Origin of the sequence: Streptomyces sp. C10-9-1 (assembly GCF_024497955.1) — a bacterium.
Lineage (GTDB): Bacteria > Actinomycetota > Actinomycetes > Streptomycetales > Streptomycetaceae > Streptomyces > Streptomyces sanyensis.
In genome coordinates, this window is the sequence record NZ_JANHKP010000009.1 from 226067 (window position 1) to 249285 (window position 23219).

18 protein-coding genes are annotated in these 23219 nt (G+C 72.7%); 10 read left to right on the forward strand and 8 right to left on the reverse strand.

The window, feature by feature from the left end:
- Positions 1-57: 57 nt before the first annotated feature.
- On the forward strand, positions 58-1725 hold the full coding sequence (locus tag NPS70_RS15200) for a fumarate hydratase (RefSeq protein WP_256524766.1): 1668 nt from the start codon (positions 58-60) through the stop codon (positions 1723-1725).
- Between the two features lie 155 nt (positions 1726-1880).
- Here NPS70_RS15200 and NPS70_RS15205 read toward each other — a convergent pair whose 3' ends face one another.
- On the reverse strand, positions 1881-3413 hold the full coding sequence (locus NPS70_RS15205; protein ID WP_256524767.1) for a ricin-type beta-trefoil lectin domain protein: 1533 nt from the start codon (positions 3411-3413) through the stop codon (positions 1881-1883).
- A gap of 117 nt (positions 3414-3530) precedes the next feature.
- Here NPS70_RS15205 and NPS70_RS15210 point away from each other — a divergent pair, with 117 nt between their 5' ends.
- The 4 genes from NPS70_RS15210 to NPS70_RS15225 all read left to right on the forward strand — a co-directional run bounded on the left by NPS70_RS15210 (position 3531) and on the right by NPS70_RS15225 (position 9773).
- Complete coding sequence (locus NPS70_RS15210) at positions 3531-4979, forward strand: aspartate ammonia-lyase (RefSeq protein ID WP_305885891.1); 1449 nt, start codon at positions 3531-3533, stop codon at positions 4977-4979.
- A 113-nt stretch (positions 4980-5092) separates the two neighbouring features.
- Complete coding sequence (locus NPS70_RS15215; protein ID WP_256524768.1) at positions 5093-5773, forward strand: DUF402 domain-containing protein; 681 nt, start codon at positions 5093-5095, stop codon at positions 5771-5773.
- A gap of 436 nt (positions 5774-6209) precedes the next feature.
- Positions 6210-8138 carry a SpoIIE family protein phosphatase gene (locus tag NPS70_RS15220; protein ID WP_256524769.1) on the forward strand — a complete coding sequence of 643 codons (1929 nt, stop codon included), beginning with the start codon at positions 6210-6212 and terminating at the stop codon, positions 8136-8138.
- 171 nt (positions 8139-8309) lie between these two features.
- The gene (locus NPS70_RS15225; protein ID WP_256524770.1) at positions 8310-9773 is read left to right on the forward strand and encodes a catalase; all 1464 of its coding nucleotides are present in this window, start codon (positions 8310-8312) and stop codon (positions 9771-9773) included.
- Positions 9774-9850: 77 nt separating this feature from the next.
- Here the strand turns inward: NPS70_RS15225 and NPS70_RS15230 are convergent, their stop codons facing one another.
- Complete coding sequence (locus tag NPS70_RS15230) at positions 9851-12076, reverse strand: transglycosylase domain-containing protein (protein ID WP_256524771.1); 2226 nt, start codon at positions 12074-12076, stop codon at positions 9851-9853.
- 402 nt (positions 12077-12478) lie between these two features.
- On the opposite strand from NPS70_RS15230, the gene NPS70_RS15235 reads away from it, so the two are divergent.
- The gene (locus NPS70_RS15235; protein ID WP_256524840.1) at positions 12479-13372 is read left to right on the forward strand and encodes an SPFH domain-containing protein; all 894 of its coding nucleotides are present in this window, start codon (positions 12479-12481) and stop codon (positions 13370-13372) included.
- Positions 13369-13617 (forward strand): hypothetical protein, encoded by a 249-nt coding sequence (locus NPS70_RS15240; RefSeq protein WP_256524772.1) that lies wholly within the window; start codon positions 13369-13371, stop codon positions 13615-13617. Before NPS70_RS15235 ends, NPS70_RS15240 begins: the two co-directional genes overlap by 4 nt.
- A 31-nt stretch (positions 13618-13648) precedes the next feature.
- Here NPS70_RS15240 and NPS70_RS15245 read toward each other — a convergent pair whose 3' ends face one another.
- Positions 13649-14590: a hydrogen peroxide-inducible genes activator gene (locus NPS70_RS15245; RefSeq protein WP_256524773.1), complete on the reverse strand. Its 942-nt coding sequence runs from the start codon at positions 14588-14590 to the stop codon at positions 13649-13651.
- 132 nt (positions 14591-14722) lie between these two features.
- Here NPS70_RS15245 and NPS70_RS15250 point away from each other — a divergent pair, with 132 nt between their 5' ends.
- Both NPS70_RS15250 and NPS70_RS15255 read left to right on the forward strand, forming a co-directional pair.
- Entirely contained in the window at positions 14723-15277 is a 555-nt protein-coding gene (locus tag NPS70_RS15250; RefSeq protein WP_256524774.1) for a peroxiredoxin, read from the forward strand.
- A 2-nt stretch (positions 15278-15279) separates the two neighbouring features.
- A complete protein-coding gene (locus tag NPS70_RS15255) occupies positions 15280-15813 on the forward strand; it encodes an alkyl hydroperoxide reductase (protein ID WP_256524775.1) in 534 nt (177 codons plus the stop codon).
- Positions 15814-15897: 84 nt separating this feature from the next.
- Here the strand turns inward: NPS70_RS15255 and NPS70_RS15260 are convergent, their stop codons facing one another.
- The 5 genes from NPS70_RS15260 to NPS70_RS15280 all read right to left on the reverse strand — a co-directional run bounded on the left by NPS70_RS15260 (position 15898) and on the right by NPS70_RS15280 (position 22054).
- On the reverse strand, positions 15898-16665 hold the full coding sequence (locus NPS70_RS15260) for a hypothetical protein (protein ID WP_256524776.1): 768 nt from the start codon (positions 16663-16665) through the stop codon (positions 15898-15900).
- On the reverse strand, positions 16662-18005 hold the full coding sequence (locus NPS70_RS15265; RefSeq protein ID WP_256524777.1) for an AI-2E family transporter: 1344 nt from the start codon (positions 18003-18005) through the stop codon (positions 16662-16664). The genes NPS70_RS15260 and NPS70_RS15265 overlap by 4 nt, the downstream gene beginning before the upstream one ends.
- Before the next feature lie 215 nt (positions 18006-18220).
- Entirely contained in the window at positions 18221-18928 is a 708-nt protein-coding gene (locus NPS70_RS15270; protein WP_256524778.1) for a transglycosylase SLT domain-containing protein, read from the reverse strand.
- 438 nt (positions 18929-19366) lie between these two features.
- Positions 19367-20689, reverse strand: a complete 1323-nt coding sequence (locus NPS70_RS15275) for a PhoH family protein (RefSeq protein WP_256524779.1) — start codon at positions 20687-20689, stop codon at positions 19367-19369.
- 603 nt (positions 20690-21292) lie between these two features.
- The gene (locus NPS70_RS15280; RefSeq protein ID WP_256524780.1) at positions 21293-22054 is read right to left on the reverse strand and encodes an isoprenyl transferase; all 762 of its coding nucleotides are present in this window, start codon (positions 22052-22054) and stop codon (positions 21293-21295) included.
- Between the two features lie 107 nt (positions 22055-22161).
- On the opposite strand from NPS70_RS15280, the gene mgrA reads away from it, so the two are divergent.
- The gene (gene mgrA, locus NPS70_RS15285; protein ID WP_308315015.1) at positions 22162-23199 is read left to right on the forward strand and encodes an L-glyceraldehyde 3-phosphate reductase; all 1038 of its coding nucleotides are present in this window, start codon (positions 22162-22164) and stop codon (positions 23197-23199) included.
- Positions 23200-23219 lie beyond the last annotated feature (20 nt).

The window sequence follows — 23219 nt, forward strand, 5'->3', positions numbered from 1 at the left end:
CTGGAGAGCGCTGCCAACGGAGGCACGCCGCTGTCTGTGAAGTGAGGAATGGGCGAAATGCCGGAGTTCGCGTATACGGATCTGCTCCCGCTCGGCGAGGACACCACGCCCTACCGGCTAGTGACCTCGGAGGGCGTCTCCACCTTCGAGGCCGACGGGCGCACCTTCCTGAAGGTGGAGCCGGAGGCCCTGCGCACCCTCGCGGCCGAGGCGATCCACGACATCCAGCACTACCTCCGCCCCGCGCACCTCGCGCAGCTGCGGCGCATCGTCGACGACCCCGAGGCGTCCTCCAACGACAAGTTCGTCGCGCTGGACCTGCTGAAGAACGCCAACATCGCCGCCGCGGGCGTGCTGCCGATGTGCCAGGACACCGGCACCGCGATCGTCATGGGCAAGCGGGGCCAGAACGTCCTCACCGCGGGGGGCGACGAGGAGGCCCTCTCGCGGGGCATCCACGACGCCTACACCAGGCTGAACCTGCGCTACTCGCAGATGGCCCCCCTGACCATGTGGGAGGAGAGGAACACCGGCTCCAACCTGCCCGCGCAGATCGAGCTCTACGCCACCGACGGCGGCGCGTACAAGTTCCTCTTCATGGCCAAGGGCGGCGGCAGCGCCAACAAGTCCTTCCTCTACCAGGAGACCAAGGCCGTCCTCAACGAGGCGAGCATGATGCGGTTCCTGGAGGAGAAGATCCGCTCGCTCGGCACCGCGGCCTGCCCGCCGTACCACCTGGCGATCGTCGTCGGCGGCACGTCCGCCGAGTTCGCGCTGAAGACCGCGAAGTACGCCTCGGCGCACTACCTGGACGAACTGCCCGGCGAGGGCTCGGAGCTCGGCCACGGCTTCCGCGACGAGGAGCTGGAGCAGAAGGTCTTCGAACTCACCCAGAAGATCGGCATCGGCGCCCAGTTCGGCGGCAAGTACTTCTGCCACGACGTCCGCGTGGTGCGCCTGCCGCGCCACGGGGCCTCCCTCCCCGTGGCCATCGCCGTCTCCTGCTCCGCCGACCGCCAGGCCGTCGCCAAGATCACCGCGGAGGGCGTCTTCCTGGAGCAGCTGGAGACGGACCCGGCGCGCTTCCTGCCGGACACCACGGACGAGCAGCTCGCCGAGGACGCCGACGTGGTGCGGATCGACCTCAACCGGCCGATGGACGAGATGCTCGCCGAGCTGACCAAGTACCCGGTCAAGACCCGGCTGTCGCTCACCGGCCCGCTCGTGGTGGCGCGCGACATCGCGCACGCCAAGATCAAGGAGCGGCTGGACGCGGGCGAGGAGATGCCGCAGTACCTCAAGGACCACCCGGTCTACTACGCGGGTCCGGCCAAGACGCCCGAGGGCTACGCCTCGGGCTCCTTCGGCCCGACCACCGCCGGGCGCATGGACTCCTACGTGGAGCAGTTCCAGGCGGCGGGCGGCTCGAAGATCATGCTCGCCAAGGGGAACCGCAGCAGGCAGGTCACGGACGCCTGCGGCGCGCACGGCGGCTTCTACCTGGGCTCGATCGGCGGCCCCGCGGCCCGCCTGGCGCAGGACTGCATCAAGAAGGTCGAGGTCCTGGAGTACGAGGAGCTCGGCATGGAGGCGGTCTGGAAGATCGAGGTCGAGGACTTCCCCGCCTTCGTCGTGGTCGACGACAAGGGCAACGACTTCTTCACCGAGCCCGCTCCGGCGCCCACCTTCACCTCCATCCCGGTGCGCGGGCCCGGCCTGGCCTGATCCTCCGTTCCGGCCGTCCGGGCCGGCCGGCCCCCTTCAAGGGGACCGGCCGGCCCGGGCGTGTGCCGGGAGGCCGTGCAGGGCCCAGGGCGGCGCCCCGGCCCGCTGCCGGGCGCCCGGTCCCGGAGCACCGGCCGGGGCTCCCGGCGCCCGGCTCAGGCGAAGCGCTGCCCGGCGGAGCCGTCGCAGGCCCGCAGGCGGAGTGCCTCGCCCGCCGCACCGGCGGTGGCGCACAGGGACTGCGCGGAGGAGGGGCGCAGCGTGTCGCCGACGCGGGCGAAGCGCTGGTTGGCGCCGCCGTGGCAGTTCCACACGATCAGGGCCGTCCCCGCCCGCGCGTCGCCGCCCGGGACGTCCAGGCAGCGGTCCTGGCTGAGCTCGGTGTGCAGCGACCCGCGGTCGGGGTCGTACCACCAGCCCTGGTTGCGGCCGCCGTGGCAGTCCCAGCCGAGCACGCGGGTGCCGTTGCGGCTCACCGCGCCCTCCACGTCCAGGCACGGGCCGGAGGCGGCCTTCAGCGGCCGGTAGGCGTCGTCCCACGCGAACGGGAAGAGCTCCGGACGGCCCGACGAGGCGACGTCGGCACAGCCGGCCTCGCGCAGGCCCGACGCGTACAGCTGGGTGAGGCACGAGGCGAACGCGGCGTGGCCGCGGGCGTTGGGGTGGAAGGACTGGCGGACGGAGTTGGAGTCCGGCGGGAAGTGGGACAGGTCGATGTACAGACCGCGGGCCCAGGCGTCCTGGTGGCAGACCTCGTGGCCGTGGAAGAGCCGGGAGTTGTCCAGGTAGACGGCGCCGGTGGCCCGGGCGACCTCGCGCATGCCGCGCTGGAAGGCGGGCACGGCGGTGTTGCGGCCCCACACGGTGTCGGAGTCGTAGCCCATCCCGCCGCAGATCAGCTTGCCGGGGAAGTCGGGGTTGTCGCGGAAGTCGGGGCCGATGGGGCTGGGGTAGCCCATGACGACGAGGCGGTAGTCGCCGTCCGCGTAGCCGGCCTCGCGCATCACCGTGCGCAGGTCCCGCACGGTCTGCGTGACCTTGGGCACGAGGGCGTCGACGCGGGCCTGCCAGCCGGGCGCGTACGTCGGGGCGCAGGGCCCCTGGAGGAGGATGTAGCGGGTGACGCAGTCGGTCATGACCGGTCCGAAGCGGAGGTCGTCGTTGGCCCCGGCGACCAGGAGGACCATCTTGACGCGGGTGTTGCGGGCCTTGATCGCGAGGGCGTCGCTCTGCACGAGTTCGTCGGCGTACTGGGGGCTGCCGCCGATGCGGATGTTGCCGGTGTAGGCGCCCGAGCAGGAGACGTTGTAGGTGACGTCGGCCTCAATGCCGGTGCGGTGGATGGCGGCCTCGGGCGAGCGGTGGCACCAGTTGTCGGGGCCGTCGGTACCGGGCTCGTAGCGGCCGACCCCCTCGCCGGAGATCTCGCTGTCACCGAGCGAGACCAGGCCGGTCTTGCGCTCCGCGAGCGGGAGCTGGTCCGGGCTGCCGTAGAGCGCGGTGGCCTCGGCCGCCCGGACGGCCTCCAGTTCGGGCGGAAGGGGGACGGCCCCTGCCCCCGACGGGGCGGGGGCAGGGGCGGGAGCGGGAGCTGCGGCGGCGCTCGTGCCGCCGGCCGCGGTGGCGAGGACGGCGGTCGCCGCCACCGCTCTGAGGAGCATGCGAAGTCTTGGGCCTGAACGCGTCATTGCGCCTCCCCGGGTTGTGGTTACCCGGGGTATTTACTGGCGGGTAAGGCAGTTGGGAATACACAGAACAAGACAACTGCTCACCTTTTCGGCGGCAGGTGGAGAAAGGACAGTGCGATGAGCGGCAGCGAGGCGGACGGCTCCCGGGCCCAGGACGTGGACGGCCCCCGGGCCGGGGAGGCCGCCGGGTTCCGGACGGAGCGCGACTCGATGGGCGAGGTCCGGGTGCCCGCCGGCGCCCGGTGGCGGGCCCAGACCCAGCGGGCGGTCGAGAACTTCCCCGTCTCCGGGCAGCGGCTGGAGCGGGCCCACATCGAGGCCCTGGCCCGGATCAAGGGCGCGGCCGCCCTGGTCAACGCGCGGCTGGGCGTGCTGGAGGAGGACGTCGCGGAGGCGATCGCCGGGGCCGCGGCCGAGGTCGCGGAGGGCCGCTGGGACGACCACTTCCCCGTCGACGTCTTCCAGACCGGCTCGGGCACGTCGTCGAACATGAACGCCAACGAGGTGCTGGCGACGCTCGCGAGCGAGCGCCTGGGCCGGGACGTCCACCCCAACGACCAGGTGAACGCCTCGCAGTCCTCCAACGACGTCTTCCCCTCCTCCATCCACATCGCCGCGGCGGCCGCCGTGACCGGCGACCTCGTCCCGGCACTGGAGCACCTGGCGGGCTCCCTGGAGCGCAAGGCGGCGGAGTTCGCCGCCGTGGTGAAGTCCGGTCGCACCCACCTGATGGACGCCACTCCCGTCACCCTCGGCCAGGAGTTCGGCGGCTACGCGGCCCAGGTCCGCTACGGCGTCGAGCGGCTGCGCTCCGCCCTGCCCCGCCTCGCCGAACTCCCGCTCGGCGGTACGGCGGTGGGCACCGGCATCAACACCCCGCCCGGCTTCGCGGCCGCGGTGATCGCCGAGGTCGCCCGGGCGACCGGGCTGCCGCTGACCGAGGCCCGGGACCACTTCGAGGCCCAGGGGGCGCGGGACGCCCTGGTGGAGACCTCCGGGCAGCTGCGCACCGTCGCCGTGTCGCTGACGAAGGTCTGCAACGACCTGCGCTGGATGGCCTCCGGGCCGCGCACGGGGCTCGCCGAGATCAACCTGCCCGACCTCCAGCCCGGCTCCTCGATCATGCCGGGGAAGGTCAACCCGGTGGTTCCGGAGGCCGTGCTGATGGTCGCCGCCCAGGTCACGGGCAACGACACCACCGTCGCGGTGGCCGGGGCCGCGGGCAACTTCGAGCTCAACGTGATGCTGCCGGTGATCGCCAGGAACCTGCTGGAGTCGATCCGGCTCCTCTCCAACGCCTCCCGCCTGCTGGCGGACCGGACCGTGGACGGCATCACGGCCAACGCGGGCCGGGCGCGCGAGTACGCCGAGTCCTCGCCGTCCGTGGTGACCCCGCTCAACCGGTACCTCGGCTACGAGGAGGCGGCGAAGGTCGCCAAGAGGTCGCTCGCCGAGCGCAGGACGATCCGCGAGGTCGTCCTGGAGGGAGGCTACGTGGAGCGCGGGCTGCTGACCGCGGAGCAGCTGGACGAGGCCCTGGACGTGCTCCGCATGACCCACCCGTGAGGGGCACCGCCGCGGGCGGCCCCGCCCCGCGGGGCACCGGGGCGCGTCCTCGGCGGCCCGACCCGCCCCCCGGCGGACGGCGCCGCGTCCGGGCCAGACCTTAGGATCTGCTCATGCCAGGGACGGAAGACATCGCACGCTGGGCGCCGGGGGACCACATCCTGTGGCGCTACCTCGGCCGCGCCCCGCACCCCGGCGGGCGGGCCGTGCACATCTGCCGGCCGGTCACGGTCGTCCGGGACACCGAGGAGCTGCTCGCGGTCTGGATGGCTCCGGGCACGCGCTGCGTCAAGCCGGTCCTCGCGGACGGCACACCGGTGCACCTGGAGCCGCTCGCCACCCGCTACACGGCGCCGCGCACCCTCACCACCGGCCGCTGGTCCGGGACGGGCGTACTCAAGCTCGCCCGTCCGGGGGACCCCTGGTCGGTCTGGCTCTTCTGGGACCCGGGATGGCGGTTCAGGAGCTGGTACGTGAACCTGGAGGAGCCGCACGGCCGCTGGTCGGGCGGCGTGGACTCCGAGGACCACTACCTCGACATCTCCGTCTACCCGGACCGCAGTTGGCTCTGGAGGGACGAGGACGAGTTCGAACAGGCCCAGCGGGTGGGGCTGATGGACGCGGCGACGGCGGAGCGGGTGCGTGCGGCGGGGCGGGCCGCGGTGGCGGCGATCACCGCCTGGGACGCCCCGTTCTCCTCCGGTTGGCAGGACTGGCGGCCGGACCCCTGCTGGCCGCTGCCGGAGCTGCCCGCGGACTGGGACCGCTCCCCCGGGCGCACCCTGGCCTCCTGAGCGGAGCGCTCCCGGGTTGACGCGGACCGAACCTGGCCGAAAATTTGCGTTTCACCGTCACCGCGCCCCTTCTTTCCGCTCCGTGGCCGCTCGGCCCGCTCCTTGTCTGTCCGATTCCGGTCCGGAAACGCGCTCCCGGGTGTACGACCTCGTGAGACTCTTGATGCGCCCCCTCGGGGCAAACGTAGGATCGTCCTCCGCAGTGCGGCCGGCACGCGCGGCACGGGCGTCACACGGGTTCCGAGGGAGTGTTCGGAGGAACACTGCACGTCAGCACCAGTCACCGAAGTCAGTATGCGTCGCACAGAGGGGGGCGAGCCGTGCCGGATGCGCGCCGTCCCGTGCCGGCCGGACCCGGAGCGGGTGCCGCGCCCCAGGGGGCGCACCCCGTCGCGACCGCAGCGCACCACCGGCCCGGACGGACGGAATCCCAGGCGTGACGGAGCATCCCACCTCCCATGACGGCCGGCAGCCGCTCGCTGCCCGGCCCCAGGAACGCACCCGGCCGCGGGCCGAGGGCGCCGCGCCCCCGCCCGCCGACCCGCCCCCGCGGCGGGCCCCGGCCGCCGGGCCGCCGGCGCAGCCGCTGCCGCCCGCCCCGGCCGTGCCCTCGCCGCCGCCCGCCGCCGAGGCCGCGTCGGCCGACCTCGCGGGCACCGCGCGCCGCGAGGGGGACCGGCTCCGCTTCGTCGGCGCCGCGACCCGGCGGATCGCCCGCGGCCTGGACCTGGACGAGATCGTCCTGGGCCTGTGCCGCGCGACGGTGCCCACCTTCTCGGACGCGATCCTCGTCTACCTCCGCGACCCGCTGCCCGTGGGCGACGAGCGGCCCGTCTCGCCGTTCGTGCTCCGCCTGCGCCGCACCGACCGGCTGCGCTCGACCGGCGAGGAGGGCGAGGCCGCCGGCGGCCTGCTGCCGGCCGCCGACCGCCTCCTGGACCCGGCGCCCGCCGCCGAGCTGTGCGAGGTCCGCTCCGGCGGCGCGCTGTCGGAGGTGCTGCGGGGCGTGCGGCCGGTGTTCGGCGACTCCGCGGCCGCCCGGGCCGCCCTGCCGGAGCTGCTCGGCGAGGGCCGCGGCGTGCCCGGCGGCCACCGCGCCATCCTCGCCCCGCTCCGCGGCCGGCGCCGGGTCATCGGCGCCGCGGTGTTCCTGCGGCGCCCGGACCGGCCCGCCTTCGAGCCGAACGACCTGCTGGTCGCGGCCCAGCTCGCCACCCACACCGCCCTGGGCATCGACAAGGCGGTGCTCTACGGGCGGGAGGCGTACATCGCCGACGAGCTCCAGCGCACCATGCTCCCGGACTCCCTCCCGCAGCCCACCGGGGTGCGCCTGGCCTCCCGCTACCTGCCGGCCGCCGAGACCGCCCGGGTCGGCGGCGACTGGTACGACGCGATCCCGCTGCCCGGCAGCAGGGTGGCGCTGGTCGTCGGCGACGTGATGGGGCATTCCATGACCTCGGCCGCGATCATGGGCCAGCTGCGGACGACGGCGCAGACCCTGGCCGGGCTGGACCTGCCGCCCCAGGAGGTGCTGCACCACCTCGACGAGCAGGCGCAGCGCCTCGGCACGGACCGCATGGCCACCTGCCTGTACGCCGTCTACGACCCGGTCTCCCACCGGATCACCATCGCCAACGCGGGGCACCCGCCGCCGGTGCTGCTGCACCTGGGCGGACGGGCCGAGGTGCTGCGCCTGCCGCCGGGCGCCCCGATCGGGGTCGGCGGCGTGGACTTCGAGGCGGTGGAGCTGGACGCCCCGGCGGGTGCGACGCTCCTGCTCTACACGGACGGGCTGGTGGAGTCCCGGCTGCGGGACGTGTGGACGGGCATCGAGCAGCTGCGGGAGCGGCTGGCCGCGACCGCCCAGCTGACCGGGCCGGACCACTCGCCCCCGCTGGAGGCCCTCTGCGACGACGTCCTCGACATGCTCGGGCCCGGGGACCGCGACGACGACATCGCGCTGCTGGCGGCCCGCTTCGACGGCATCGCCCCGAGCGATGTCGCCTACTGGTTCCTGGAGCCGGAGGACGCGGCACCGGGCCGCGCCCGGCGGCTGGCCCGCCGGGCACTGGAGCGCTGGGGCCTGACCGAGCTGTCCGACTCGGTGGAGCTGCTGGTCAGCGAGGTGGTCACCAATGCCGTGCGCTATGCGGAGCGACCGGTGATGCTGCGCCTGCTGCGCACCGATGTGCTCCGCTGCGAGGTGGGGGACGACTCCCCCCAGCTTCCGCGGCAGCGCCGGGCCCGGGACACCGACGAGGGCGGCCGCGGCCTGTTCCTGGTCAACCGGATGGCCCGGCGGTGGGGTGCGACGCGGCTGTCGACCGGCAAGGTGGTCTGGTTCGAGCTGCCCACCCGCTGCTGACGCCTCGGGGCGACACCCACCGGAACACCGTCCGGGACCGGACCGGGACCGCTTCCGTACCGGGAAGAAGTCCGGATTGCGTCTATATGTTGCCAGAGGGGTGTCGTAGGCGTTGACTGGGGCACACGGCCGAAGCGACCACCTAGACCCCAGACCGACGGGAGGACGCTCGTGTCCGAGTCGACCCCCAGGGCCCCGTACACCACGAACAACGCCGGCATCCCGGTGGAGAGCGACGAGCACTCGCTGACCGTGGGGCCGGACGGCCCGATCCTGCTCCAGGACCACTACCTGATCGAGAAGATGGCCCAGTTCAACCGCGAACGGGTCCCCGAGCGGGTGGTCCACGCCAAGGGCTCCGGCGCCTACGGCTTCTTCGAAGTGACCAACGACGTATCCCAGTTCACCAAGGCGGACCTCTTCCAACCCGGCAGGCGCACCGAGATGCTGGCCCGGTTCTCGACGGTCGCCGGGGAGCAGGGCTCCCCCGACACCTGGCGCGACCCCCGCGGGTTCGCGCTGAAGTTCTACACCGGGCAGGGCAACTACGACCTGGTCGGCAACAACACCCCGATCTTCTTCGTCCGCGACACGATCAAGTTCCAGGACTTCATCCGGTCGCAGAAGCGCCACCCCGCCACGGGGCTGCGCAGCAACGACATGCAGTGGGACTTCTGGACGCTCTCGCCGGAGTCGGCCCACCAGGTCACCTGGCTGATGGGCGACCGGGGCATCCCGAGGACCTACCGGCACATGAACGGCTACGGCTCGCACACCTACATGTGGGTCAACGGCGCCGGCGAGCGCTTCTGGGTGAAGTACCACTTCAAGACCGACCAGGGCATCGACTTCCTGACCCAGGCCGAGGCGGACGGACTCGCGGGCCAGGACGCCGACCGGCACCGCCGCGACCTGTACGAGTCGATCGCCTCGGGCGACGCGCCCTCCTGGACGCTGAAGGTGCAGATCATGCCCTTCGAGGACGCGGCCGACTACCGCTTCAACCCCTTCGACCTGACGAAGGTGTGGCCGCACGGCGACTACCCCCTGATCGACGTCGGCCGGATGGTGCTGGACCGGAACCCGGAGGACTACTTCGTCCACATCGAGCAGGCGGCCTTCGAGCCGTCGAACATGGTGCCGGGCATCGGGCCCTCACCGGACAAGATGCTGCTCGGGCGGCTCTTCTCGTACCCGGACACGCACCGCTACCGGATCGGCCCGAACTACGCCCAGCTGCCGCCGAACCGGCCCCGTTCGGCGGTCAACTCGTACGCCAAGGACGGCCCGATGCGCTACGAGCCCTCCAGGGCGTCGCGGCCGTACGCACCGAACTCCTACGGCGGTCCCGCGGCCGACGTGGGGCGCTTCGGCGACCCGGCCGGCTGGGCGACGGCGGGTGAGATGGTCCGCGAGGCCACCGCGAGGCACCGCGAGGACGACGACTTCGGCCAGGCGGGCACGATGGTCCGCGAGGTGCTGGACGACGCGGCGCGGGAGCGGCTGGCCTCCAACATCAGCGGCCATCTGCTCGACGGGGTCACCCGGCCCGTGCTGGAGCGCGCGCTGCAGTACTGGCGCCAGGTGGACAAGGACCTCGGCGACACCGTCGCCGCGAAGGTCGGCGGCGGCTGAGGGCCCCGGGCACGGCGACGGCGGCGCCCCGCAGGCTGCGGGGCGCCGCCGTCGCGGTCGCCGGGAGGGGGCGGGCCTCAGCCGCCGCCGTCGCTCCGGGGGCGCTCGCCGCCCTCCTCCGGCTCCACCGGCGGGGTGAACGTCGTCTCGCCCGTGGGGGTCGGGTCGGGGATCAGCGTCGGGGTGTCGGAGGGCGTGGGGGCGGGCTCCTCCGTGGGGGTGTCGGAGGGCGTCGGGGTGGGCTCCTCCGTCGGGGTGTCCGACGGCGTCGGGGTGGGCTCCGGCTCCTCGGACTCCGTCTGCGAGGGCCCCGGGTCGGGCTGGGGGCGTGCGGGTTCCGCCACGTCGAGGTCGAAACGGGCGTCGGAGCCGCCGCCGAGGGCGTCCAGGGTGTAGGCGGCCCAGATCCGGGCCGGGAAGCCGCCGCCGTTGGCCCGCCCGGAGTCCGCGGTGCCGGTGAGGCTCTTCTGCCCGCCGCCGTCCGCGGTGGACTCGCCGAACAGGGCCACCACGGTGGTCAGTTCGGGGGTGTAGCCGGCGAACCAGGCCGAGCGGTTCTTCTCGGAGGTGCCGGTCTTCCCGGCCGCCTGGTACGCCGGGGACGCGGCCGCGACGCCGGAGCCGGACCGGACCACGCCGGTGAGGCCGGCGGTGACGGTGTCGGCGGTCTCGCGGCTGATCACCTGGCGGCCGACCGCCTCGGGCATCTCGATGGTGCGGTCGTTGTGCTCGGCCCTGGCCACGATGGAGGGGGTGACCTTCTTCCCGTGGTTGTCCAGGGTCGCGTAGACGCCGGCCATGTCCCAGGTGGAGGCGTACATGGTGCCCAGCGAGATGGCCGGGACCTCGGGGAAGTTGAGATCCTGCATACCGAGGTCGAGGGCCGTCTTCTTCACCCGGTCCAGGCCGACGTCGACGGCCATCTGCGCGAAGGAGGAGTTGATCGACCGTTCGAGCGAGGTCTGGACGCTCACCGGCCCGTGGCTGCGCCCGAGGTCGTTCTGCGGGGCGAAGGGGACGTCGCTGCCGACCACGGGGCGGCGGCTGGTGCCGTCGTAGACCGTGTTCAGGCCGATGGGCCGGCCGCCCTGGGTCTCGGAGCCGTTCTCCAGGGCGGAGGCGAAGACCACGGGCTTGAAGGTGGAGGCCGGCTGGTAGTCGCGGCGGGTGGCGTTGGAGAGCCAGTGCTGCGTGGCGTCCACGCCGCCGTAGAGGGCGACGACCTTGCCGGTCTTCGGGTCGACGGAGGTGGCGCCCGCCTGCACGGTGGCGTCGACCTCGCTCCCCTCGCGGTCGAGCCTGGACTCCAACTGCTCCTCGACCGCCTCCTCCAGGGCCTTCTGGCGCTTGGAGTCGATGTTGAGCGTGATCGTCCAGCCGCCGGCGTCGAGGTCCTCCTCGCCGAGGCCCTCCCGCGCCAGTTCCTTCTTGGCGGCGTCGACCAGGTAGCCGGTCTGCCCCTCCATGCCGGGTGCGGGCCGCGGGTCCTCGGGCACCGGGAAGGTCAGCCCGGCGCGCTTGCCCGCGTCCAGCCAGCCCTCCTCGACCATGTTGTCGAGGACGTACTCCCAGCGCGCCTCGACCATCTTCTTGCCCTTGTCGGAGGCGGCGGTCCAGTCGTACTGGCTGGGCGCCTGGAGCAGCGCGGCGAGGTAGGCGCCCTGGGCGACGTCCAGCCGGTCGGCGTCCACCCGGTAGTAGGCCTGGGCGGCCGCCTGGATGCCGTAGGCGTTGCGCCCGTAGTAGCTGGTGTTGATGTAGCCGGCGAGGATCTCCGACTTGGTCTTCTGCTGGTCGACCTTGAGCGAGATCACCAGCTCCTTGAGCTTGCGGGTGACCGTCTGGTCCTGGTCCAGGTAGTAGTTCTTGACGTACTGCTGGGTGATCGTCGACCCGCCCTGCTTGCCCTGGCCTGTGAGCGTGTTCTTGACCCCGCGGAGCGTGCCCTTGACGTCCACGCCGGAGTCCTCGAAGAAGCTCTTGTTCTCCGCGGCGACGAAGGTGTACTGCACGTCGCGGGGGATCTCCTCCAGGCCGACGATCTCGCGGTTGACCTCGCCCGTGCGGGCCAGCACCGTGCCGTCGCTGTACTTGTAGATGTTGGACTGCATCTCGGCCTCGGCGTTGGCGGCCGGGACCGGGACCATCAGGTAGACGACGAGGAACGCGCCCATCCCCAGCAGGCACAGGGCGAAGAACGTCCCCACCAGCTTCCGCCAGGTGAAGAGCCGGCGTATCCCGGATGCCCCCGTCCGGCGCGCATCGCGCTGCCCCGGGGCCTGTTGCCCGTCCGCTCGGCCCATCGCTTCGCAGCCCCGCTCTCTCGTCGTCGCATCCGTGGTCGGCGGCCGCCCCCCACCGGTGTCGGGCGGCCCGGAATCAGCTCAGAAAGGTAACACCGGCGAGTGCGACAAAGGCGCCGCGATCCGCTCTTTTCATGACGTGACAATCAGCACCTCTCCCGAGGGAACCGACTCACCACGGGGCCGAAGGGTTGCCATCCGAGATTATGTGATATCACTTTGCTAGAGGTTGCGAGGGTGCCGGAACGCGCCGCGCACACGACGACAGGACGGGGAGAGGCCATGGCGGGGACAGGGATCGGCACGGACAGGGACGGCGCCGCGGAGGAGGCCGCACGGGCGGCCGTCCACCCGGGCGGCCTGCCGGAGGGACCGGCGGACGCGCCCCGGAACGGGCCCCGGATGCCCGCCCCGCGGGTGCGGGAGTTCCCCGCCCACAGCATCGGGGGCGGACTCGCCCTGCTGCTCGGGCTGCTGGGGCTCGCGGTCGGCGCGCTGCTGGTGTTCTCCGCCGTCCCCGTGGAGTCCGCGGGCGGCAAGGCGGCGCTGATCGTCACCGGCCTCCTGGTCGGCCTGCTGGCCCTGCTCGCGATGGCCGGGCTCAACATGGTCGCCCCCGGCGAGGCCCGTGTGGTCCAGCTCTTCGGCCGCTACCGGGGCACCATCCGCACCGACGGGCTGCGCTGGGTCAACCCGCTCACCTCGCGCGCCAAGATCTCCACCCGGGTGCGCAACCACGAGACCGCGGTACTGAAGGTCAACGACGCCTACGGCAACCCGATCGAGCTGGCGGCCGTGGTGGTGTGGAAGGTCGACGACACCGCGCAGGCCGTGTTCGAGGTCGACGACTTCCTGGAGTTCGTCTCCACCCAGACCGAGGCGGCCGTGCGCCACATCGCCATCGAGTACCCCTACGACGCCCACGAGGAGGACGGCCTCTCCCTGCGCGGCAACGCCGAGGAGATCACCGAGAAGCTGGCGGTCGAACTGCGGGCGCGGGTGGAGGCGGCCGGTGTCGCCATCATCGAGTCCCGCTTCACGCACCTCGCCTACGCCCCCGAGATCGCCTCCGCCATGCTCCAGCGCCAGCAGGCGGGTGCGGTGGTCGCCGCCCGGCGCCAGATCGTCGACGGCGCGGTGGGCATGGTGGAGGCGGCCCTCAACAAGCTCACCGAGCAGGACATCGTGGAGCTGGATCCCGAGCGCAAGGCGGCCATGGTCTCCAACCTGCTGGTCGTCCTCTGCGGCGACCGCGCCGCGCAGCCGGTCGTCAACACGGGCACCCTGTACCAGTGACACCGCCTCCCCCGCCCCCGCCCGGAGGGCGCAAGCAGATCCTCCTCCGCCTCGACCCCGCGGTCCACGAGGCCCTGGCCCGCTGGGCCGGCGAGGAACTGCGCAGCGCCAACGCCCAGATCGAGTACCTGCTGCGGCGGGCCCTGGCGGAGGCCGGGAGGCTGCCGGGGAACGCCGCCCCGCAGGCCCGCCGCGGGCGGCCGCCGCGCAGACCGGCCCCCGGGGACGGCGGCACGGGATCCTGAGGCGGGGGTGCGGACGCAGCGGACGGCCCGCTCAGTCCGCGACCCGCACGGGCAGGGAGCCCAGGGCCTCCCGGAGCGCCTGCGCGAACTCGGCGAACTCGCCCCCGCGAGCGGCCCCCGTGCGCATCGCGAGGGCGATCCGGCGGGACGGCGCCGGTGCGGCGAACCACCCGGTCCGCAGGTCTCCGCGCCCCGCCTCGACGGCCACCGCCGTGCGGGGCAGCAGGGTCACGCCCATGCCCCCGGCGACCAGCTGGACCAGGGTGGCGAGCCCGGCTGCCGTGGTGGTGACGGGCGCCCCCTCGGTCCGGCCGGCTTCCCTGCAGACGTCCAGGGCCTGGTCGCGCAGGCAGTGCCCTTCGTCCAGGAGCAGCAGGGGGAGTTCCCGCAGCACCTCCCGGGGGAGGCCCTCGCGCCCGCCGAGCGGGTGCCCGGTCGGCGTCACCAGGACGAAGTCCTCGTCGAAGAGAGGCAGTTCCGCCACCCCCGGCACACCGAGCGGGACGGCGAGCAGCAGCAGGTCCAGGCGGCCGGCGGTGAGCCCGTCGAGCAGCGAGGAGGTCTGCTCCTCGTGGACCTGGAGGTCCAGCTCGGGATAGCGCCTGCGCACCAGGCGCAGCACCGTGGGCAGCAGGTACGGCGCGACGGTGGGGATCACACCGAGCCGCAGCACGCCGGTGAACGGCGCCCGCACGGCCTCCGCCTCCTCCATCAGCTCGCCGACCGCGTCGAGCACCGCCTTGGCCCGCACCGCCAGCCGCTCCCCGGCCGGGGAGAGCAGCACCTTGCGGGTGGTGCGCTCCAGCAGCTGCACACCCAGCCCCTCCTCCAGGGCCGAGACCGCACCGGAGAGCGCGGGCTGGCTCATCCCGATCGCCGCCGCGGCATCGCGGAAGTGGAGGTACTCGGCCACCGCCGCGAAGGCCCGCAGTTGCGCGAGACTCGGCTGTTTGCCCCGGTTCGCCGCCACCACTGATAACCACCTCCGATCGCGATGACCGAGTCTAGCTATTTCCGCGATCAATGCACCCTGTGCCACCATCAAGACCTGTCCAACCCCCATGGAAGACCCCAAAAGGGACCTTCCTGTATGCAAGGAGAGCGCGTGCTCACTGTCGGTGACCAGTTCCCCACGTTCGAGCTGACCGCCTGCGTCTCGCTGGAGAGCGGCAAGGAGTTCGAGACGATCACCCACAAGTCCTACGAGGGCAAGTGGAAGGTCGTCTTCGCGTGGCCGAAGGACTTCACCTTCGTCTGCCCGACCGAGATCGCCGCCTTCGGCAAGCTGAACGAGGAGTTCGCCGACCGCGACGCCCAGGTCCTCGGCTTCTCCGGCGACTCCGAGTTCGTCCACCACGCCTGGCGCAAGGACCACGACGACCTGCGCGACCTGCCCTTCCCCATGATGGCGGACTCCAGGCACGAGCTGATGCGCGACCTCGGCATCGAGGGTGAGGACGGCTTCGCGCAGCGCGCCGTCTTCATCGTCGACCCGAACAACGAGATCCAGTTCACCATGGTGACGGCCGGCTCCGTGGGCCGTAACCCCAAGGAGGTCCTGCGGGTCCTGGACGCGCTCCAGACCGACGAGCTGTGCCCCTGCAACTGGACCAAGGGCGAGACCACCCTGGACCCGGTCGCCCTCCTGGCCGGTGAGTGACGATGGCCCTCGCCGAGCTGAAGTCCGCCATACCGGACTACGCGAAGGACCTGCGCCTCAACCTCGGATCCGTCATCGGCAACAGCGAGCTGCCGCAGCAGCAGCTGTGGGGCACCGTGCTGGCGTGCGCCATCGCCGCGCGCTCGCCGCGGGTGCTGCGCGAGCTGGAGCCTGAGGCCAAGGCCAACCTGAAGCCGGAGGCGTACACCGCCGCCAAGTCCGCCGCCGCGGTCATGGCGATGAACAACGTCTTCTACCGGACCCGGCACCTGCTGTCGGACCCGGAGTACGGCACCCTGCGCGCGGGCCTGCGGATGAACGTCATCGGCAACCCGGGCGTGGAGAAGGTCGACTTCGAGCTGTGGTCGCTCGCCGTCTCGGCGGTCAACGGCTGCGGCCAGTGCCTCGACTCGCACGAGCAGGTGCTGCGCAAGGCCGGAGTGGACCGGGAGACCGTCCAGGAGGCCTTCAAGATCGCCGCGGTGATCCAGGCCGTGGCCACCACGCTGGACGCCGAGGCGGTCATCGCCGAGTAGGCGCGCCGCCCCGCGACGACGGGCCCCGCCGGATCGGACGATCCGGCGGGGCCCCGCGTGCTTCCCGGCGGCTCCCCGGCCGGTTCAGCCGTCCGCCTTCAGCCGGTCGAGCAGGGCGCGCACGTCATCGACCAGGTCGCCCTCCAGCCGGGAGACGTCCAGGAGCGGCTCGCCCGTGCCGTAGTCGATGTCGCCGGAGAGGACGAGGCGGACCTCCGCCTGGCCGTCCAGCACGTCCAGGGTGATCTCCGAGGCCCCCGCCACCACGAAGGCCCGTTCGCCCGGACCGTCGAGTTCGCGCACCTCCGTGCCCGGTTCCCACATCTCGTGCCGGGCGCGGACCGTCGACTCGAACTCCGGCTCGGGGTCGAGGCCCTTGTGGAGGATGTAGGAGACGTACAGGGTGGGCATCGAGCCGAGCTCGTTCCCCTCCTCGTCCACGGGGACCTCGTAGCCGACGGGGCGCAGGGACCGGATGCAGCTGGCCTCGTCGCGCGCCACATGGCTGAAGGACTCCGACTGGCCGCGGTCCTCGAAGGGGCCGACGGCCTCGCGGATGCCCGCGAGCTCGGTGCGCTCGCACAGGTCCTCCACCGCCCGGTAGGCGCCGGGGTCGAGGGCCAGACGCTGGTAGGCGGTGAGCCCCACGGCCCACAGCGCGGAGGCGGCCAGGGCACCGCCGAACGCCCACCACCAGGCCGGACGCCGCCGGAGACCGCCCGGCGCCCCGGCGCCCCCGGTGACCGTGTCCCCGGCGTCCGGCTCCGGGGGACGTCCCGGGCCGACGGCACCCGGCCGGTCGCCGGGGCGCTCGAAGGGCTCGTCCCCCACGAGTTCGGGCTCGGAGATCACGACTGCTCCTCCCCGCCGGAGCGGCGCTCCGCGCTCGGCGGCAGTACGGGGGCGGTGGCGAGGGCCGTCGCGCCGTGGGGCGGCGGGGCGAGCCTGGCCTCCTGCTCCTTGCTGTAGGCGCGCAGATAGCCGGCGACGGTGTTGGTGACCGCGACGAGCGGCACCGCCACGACCGCCCCGCCGATGCCCGCGGTCAGCCCGCCCGCCGCCACCGCCAGCACCACCGCCAGCGGATGCACCCGTACGGCCCGTCCGAGGATGAACGGCTGGAGCACATGGCCCTCGATCTGCTGCACGGCCAGGACCACGACCAGCACCATCAGGGCCGTGAACACGCCCTGGGTCACCAGTGCCACGACCACCGCGAGTGCCCCGGAGATCACCGCGCCGACGAGCGGGATGAAGGCGAACAGGAAGATGAACACGGCCAGGGGAACGGCCATCGGCACGTCGAGGAACCAGATCCCGAGGCCGATGAAGATGGCGTCGATGAGCGCCACCAGCACGGTGCCGCGGACGTACGCGGTCAGGGTGCGCCACGCCCGGGGCCCGGCCCCCGCCACGCCGTGGCGCGCCTGCTCGGGGACCAGCCGGAGGGTCCACTCCCAGATGCGCCTGCCGTCGTAGAGCAGGAAGAGCGTGGAGAACATCGCCAGCAGTATCCCGGTGAGCACCTCGACCATCACGGTCACGCCCTGCAGCCCCGCGGAGGTGATCTCCTCGGTGTTGGTGCCGATGGTGTCGCTCAGGTTCTCGGCGATGTCGTTGATCTGGCTCTCGGTTACATGGAAGGGACTGTCCAGCAGCCAGCGCTTGAGCTCGTCGATGCCGTCGCGGACGCGGGCCGAGAGCGTGTCCAGGTTCTCCATGACCTGCCACACCACGAACCAGCCGACGAGGCCCATGATGACGAAGCCGAGGATCGCGGTGACGGCGGTGGCCAGGCCCCGCGGCAGCCCCGTGCGGCGCAGCCGGGCCACGGTCGGCTGGAGCATCGCCGTGACGAGCAGGGCGGCGACGAAGGCCAGCACCACGAGCTGGACCGCGCTGATGACCCGCATCAGCACCCAGAGGGTGCCCGCGAGGACGAGCAGCCGCCAGCCTGCCTCCGCGGCGACGCGGATGCCCCAGGGGATCGCGGCGACGGGGTCGGGGCGGGCCGCGACCACGGGCGCGTAGGACGGCGGGGCGGGCACGCTCCCCCGGGTCTCCATCGCGGCGTCGGGCACCGGGGGCAGCTCGTCCTCGGCGACGGCCTCCCGGCGGCGCTCGTCCAGCCGCTCGCCCACCCGGGTGAGGCCCGCGCCCACGCGTCCGAGCCACCCTGGAACCTTCGACATGTTGCTCCCTCTTGTCCCCACCGCTCTCCCCCGCGCCCCGAAGGGCGGGGTGGTGCCCCCGCCGGGGAGTGACGGACCCCGACGGTACACGCACGGAGCCCCCCACCGAAGGACGGCGAGGGGCTCGGGAAGGTTGAGCGGCGGTACGGCTCCGGAGGGCCTGGTCCCCCGTCAGGCAGGGGTCCGCCCGCGGCGGCCCCTGCCCGGGGAGGCTCCTAGTACCAGTTGTTGGCCTGCCAGAAGGACCAGGCGCCGCACGGGCTGCCGTAGCGGCCGTCCATGTAGCTGAGGCCCCACTTGATCTGGGTGGCCGGGTTGGTCTGCCAGTCGGCGCCGGCCGAGGACATCTTGGAGCCCGGCAGGGCCTGCACCAGGCCGTAGGCACCCGAGGAGGGGTTCTGCGCCCGGTAGTTCCAGCTGGACTCGTGGCTCACGATGTTGCTGAAGCACTGGAACTGGTCGGCGGGGACCATCTGGCGGGCCATGGCCTGGACCTCGGCGACCGTGTAGGAGGCCTGGGCGGCGAAGCTGGTCGCGGAGCGGACCTCGTCGCGGCTGGCGCGCTCCTCGGCCTCCTTGCGCTCGCGCTCGGCCTTCTCCTCGGCGGCGGCTGCCTCGTCGGCGGCGGCCTTCTTCGCCTTGGCGGTCTTGGCGGCCTGGAGGCGGGCGGCCTCCTCGGCGGACTTCTTCGCGGTGGCGTCGGCGGCGGCGGCCTGGGCGTCGGCCTGCTGCGTCAGGGACGAGACCTGCACCTGGGCCTGCTGGCCCATGGGGATGTCCGCCAGGAGCGTCGCGTCCGCCGCGGTCGCCTCGAAGTCGTCCGAGGGCGCGGTGCTGCCTGACGCGACGCCGACGACGGCGCCGACGGTGGTGACCGCGGTCGCCGAGGCGACTGCGAATCCCCGGACCGAGATCCGGCTCACACGGTTTCCTTCCAGCAACGCCCGCATCGGTGACCTCGCGAGCGCGATCGTGCCCCTGACGCTGGCCTCCACCTGAACGGGTCACGGAGGCGCGGGCCCGGTGGGCGGCTCCGTTTCCGGAGTCGCCGCGTTGTGCTCGCGGGCGGCATGCGACGACATGTCTTGAGTTGTCTGTATGCGTGCACCACGGATGGTGCGGTTGGGTCGCATGCGGGGCCTGACGGAAGCAAGACTCTGCCGGAAGCCGACGGCGCAAGGCAATTCCCCGTTGCGTGGGAAAGGTCACACCCCGTTTGGGTCAGGGCTTTTGACGGAAAGGGCGCGCAGCGCGGCGCCGCCCGGCTACGCTTTCGCGCTTCGCCGGACGGCGCCAACTCCTTCAGCCCTTTTGTCCGATAAGCGGTTTCATGCCCGTCGGAGACCGGGGGACATCAGCGGTCAGACCCGTCCGTCCTCCAGCATTTCGGTCACCAGGGCGGCGATCTGGGAGCGCTCCGAGCGCGTCAGCGTGACGTGTGCGAAGAGCGGATGCCCCTTCAGCTTCTCGACCACGGCGACCACTCCGTCGTACCGCCCCACCCGGAGGTTGTCCCGCTGCGCGACATCGTGGGTCAGCACGACACGCGAGTTCGCCCCCACCCGCGACAGGACCGTCAGCAGGACGTTGCGCTCCAGCGACTGCGCCTCGTCGACGATGACGAAGGCGTCGTGCAGGGAGCGGCCCCGGATGTGGGTCAGCGGGAGCACCTCCAGCATGCCGCGGCCCAGCACCTCCTCGATGATCTCGCGCCCGGCCACGGCGGACAGCGTGTCGAACACCGCCTGCGCCCAGGGGCTCATCTTCTCGGCCTCGGTACCGGGCAGGTAGCCCAGGTCCTGGCCGCCCACCGCGTAGAGCGGGCGGAAGACCATCACCTTCTGGTGCTGACGGCGCTCCAGCACGGCCTCCAGCCCCGCGCACAGCGCGAGCGCCGACTTGCCGGTGCCGGCGCGGCCGCCGAGGGAGACGATGCCGACCTCCTGGTCGAGCAGCAGGTCGAGTGCGATGCGCTGCTCGGCGCTGCGGCCGTGGATGCCGAAGGCCTCCCGGTCCCCGCGGACCAGGCGCACCGTCCCCTCCGGAGTGACCCGCCCCAGCGCCTTGCCCCGCTCCGAGGCCAGGACGAGCCCGGTGTGCACGGGCAGGTCGGCCGCCTCGGGGACGTACAGGGTCTCCTCCGCGAACAGCAGGTCGACCTGCTCGCCGGAGAGCGGCAGTTCGGACATACCGGTCCAACCGGTGTCCGTGATCGCGAGTTCGGCCCGGTACTCCTCCGCGAGCAGCCCCACCGACGACGCCTTGATGCGCAGCGGCAGGTCCTTGGAGACGACGGTGACGTCGTACCCCTCGGCCTGGAGGTTGCGCGCGACGGCGAGGATCCGGGAGTCGTTGTCGCCGAGCCGGAAACCGGCCGGGAGCACCCCGGGATCGGAGTGGTTCAGCTCGACGCGGAGCGTGCCGCCGAGATCGCCGATCGGGAGCGGTGCGTCGAGGCGGCCGTACCGGACGCGGAAGTCGTCGAGCAGGCGCAGCGCCTGCCGGGCGAAGTATCCGAGCTCCGGATGGTGCCTCTTGGCCTCCAGTTCCGTGATCACCACGATCGGCAGCACCACCTCGTGCTCGTCGAAGCGGCTCATGGCGTGCGGATCGGCCAGCAGGACGCTGGTGTCGAGAACGTAGGTGCGCCTGTCGGGCAGGCGGCGCTTAGTACTGTTCACCACGGAAGGACGTACCCCCTCGGACGAGGTCGGGGTGCGACGGCGGGCGACCGCGTCGCGGACCATGGGTCCAGCCGCCGGAGCGGAGGACGGGCCGGGTGCGGGCCCGGTGCACGGGCCGGACACCGGCCCCTCCCGCGGGCCGCACGGGCCCGGTGGTCCGTGCGGTGCGCGCACCGGCCGCGAGGGCCGGGGCAGTCCTCGGTGTGCAAAGGGCCTCCCGGGTGAGCGGTGTCGGCCGCTCACTGAGATACGACGTCCGTGGATCGGACGTCGACCTGGAAGTGGTATTCCCTCGAACAACTGCGGCCATGCCATGACACGTGTCGTCGCCCGGGTGAACACCGGATGACACCCCTTCGGGCGGACCGGCGGCACCGCCCGCGCCGCCGCGCCCCGTCCCGCGCCCTTGCGGTGCCGGCACGGCGGAGCGGCCAGGTGGCGGGCGGTCCGGCGGGCGGCGCGGGGGGCGTCCCGCCCGGGCGGCGGACCCGGTGCGAGGCGGCCAGGCTCCGGGCCGCCGGGCCCGGGCGGCGCATCCGGGGCGCCGCGGGGCACGTCCCCGGCGCGGGGGCGGGCACCGGGGCGGGGCCCCGGGTCAGCCGGTCAGCCGCCGTAGCGGCGGTGGCGTGCCGCGTAGTCCCGCAGGGCCCGCAGGAAGTCGACCTTCCGGAACGCGGGCCAGAAGACCTCGCAGAAGTAGTACTCGGAGTGGGCGCTCTGCCAGAGCATGAAACCGGACAGCCGCTGCTCGCCGCTGGTGCGGATCACCAGGTCCGGGTCGGGCTGTCCGCGGGTGTAGAGGTGCTCGGAGATCAGGTCGATGTCGACGGTCTCGGCGAGCGCCTCGAAGCTGGTGCCCTTGGCCGCGTGGTCCAGCAGCAGGGACCTGACGGCGTCGGCGATCTCCTGGCGCCCGCCGTACCCGACCGCGACGTTGACGAGTATCCCGTCGATGCCGGAGGTGGCCTCCTCGGCCTCCTTCAGGACGGTCTGCGTCTCGGCGGGCAGCAGGTCGAGGGTGCCCACGTGATGCACGCGCCAGCGGCCGTCCGCCGCGAGGTTGCGGACCGTGTTCTCGATGATGCGCAGGAGCGGGGTGAGCTCCTCCGCGGGACGGTCGAAGTTGTCCGTGGACAGCAGCCACAGGGTGACGACCTCCACGTCGGTCTCGTCGCACCAGCCGAGCAGCTCGGAGATCTTGTCCGCACCCGCCTGGTGGCCCTGCGCCGCGGTGCCGCCCGACGCCTTGGCCCAGCGCCGGTTGCCGTCGAGGATCACACCGATGTGCTTGGGCACCTGGGCGTGGTCGAGGCGGCCCTCCACCCGGCGTGCGTAGAGCCCGTACACCAGGTCGCGCAGGTTCACTGTGGTTACACCCCTCGATACGGCAGTCCCCGAAGGCGCCACAGTACTGCGGCGGGGCCACGGGGGCCCAACCCGGTGTGTCACAAGTCCGTGATAGGGAGGGAAGCGTGACTCTCTCCCTCCACCACCTGCCCGCCGAGGACCGGTACGACGCCATGGAGTACCGGCGTGCCGGGCGCTCCGGGCTCAGGCTCCCCGCGATCTCGCTCGGCCTGTGGCACAACTTCGGCGGCGACCGGTCGCTGGAATCCCAGCGGGCGATCCTGCGCCGGGCCTTCGACCTGGGTGTGACCCACTTCGACCTCGCGAACAACTACGGCCCTCCGCCCGGCTCGGCCGAGCGGAACTTCGGCACGATCCTCTCCCAGGACTTCGCCGCGTACCGCGACGAGCTGGTCGTCTCGACCAAGGCCGGCTACCTGATGCACCCGGGACCCTACGGCGAGTGGGGCTCCCGCAAGTACCTGCTGTCCTCCCTGGACGCCTCGCTGGAGCGGATGGGCCTCGACTACGTCGACATCTTCTACTCGCACCGCTTCGACAAGGACACGCCGCTGGAGGAGACCATGGGGGCGCTGGCCTCCGCGGTGCACCAGGGCAAGGCCCTGTACGTGGGCGTCTCCTCCTACACCGCGGAGCAGACCGCCGAGGCGGCGCGGCTGCTGAGGGAGATGGGGGTGCCCGCCCTCATCCACCAGCCGTCCTACTCGATGATCAACCGGTGGATCGAGGACGACGCGCTGCTCGACACCCTGGAGGGGGCCGGGATGGGCTGCATCTCCTTCGTCCCGCTCGCCCAGGGGCTGCTCACGGGCAAGTACCTCAAGGGGATCCCGGAGGGCTCGCGCGCGGCCCAGGGGAAGTCCCTCGACCCGGATCTGCTCTCGGACGAGGTGCTGCGGCGGCTGCACGGGCTGAACGACATCGCCGCCCGCCGTGGGCAGACCCTGGCGCAGCTGGCGCTCACCTGGGTGCTGCGCGACCCCCGGATGACCTCCGCGCTGATCGGCGCCTCCCACGTGCGGCAGCTGGAGGAGAACGTGGCCGCCCTCTCGGGGCCGCCGCTCACGGACGCGGAGCTCTCGGAGATCGACGCCTTCGCCGTGGACACCGCCGGGACCAACATCTGGGCCGCCCGGGGCTGACCTCCGCCGCGGGGGGCGGC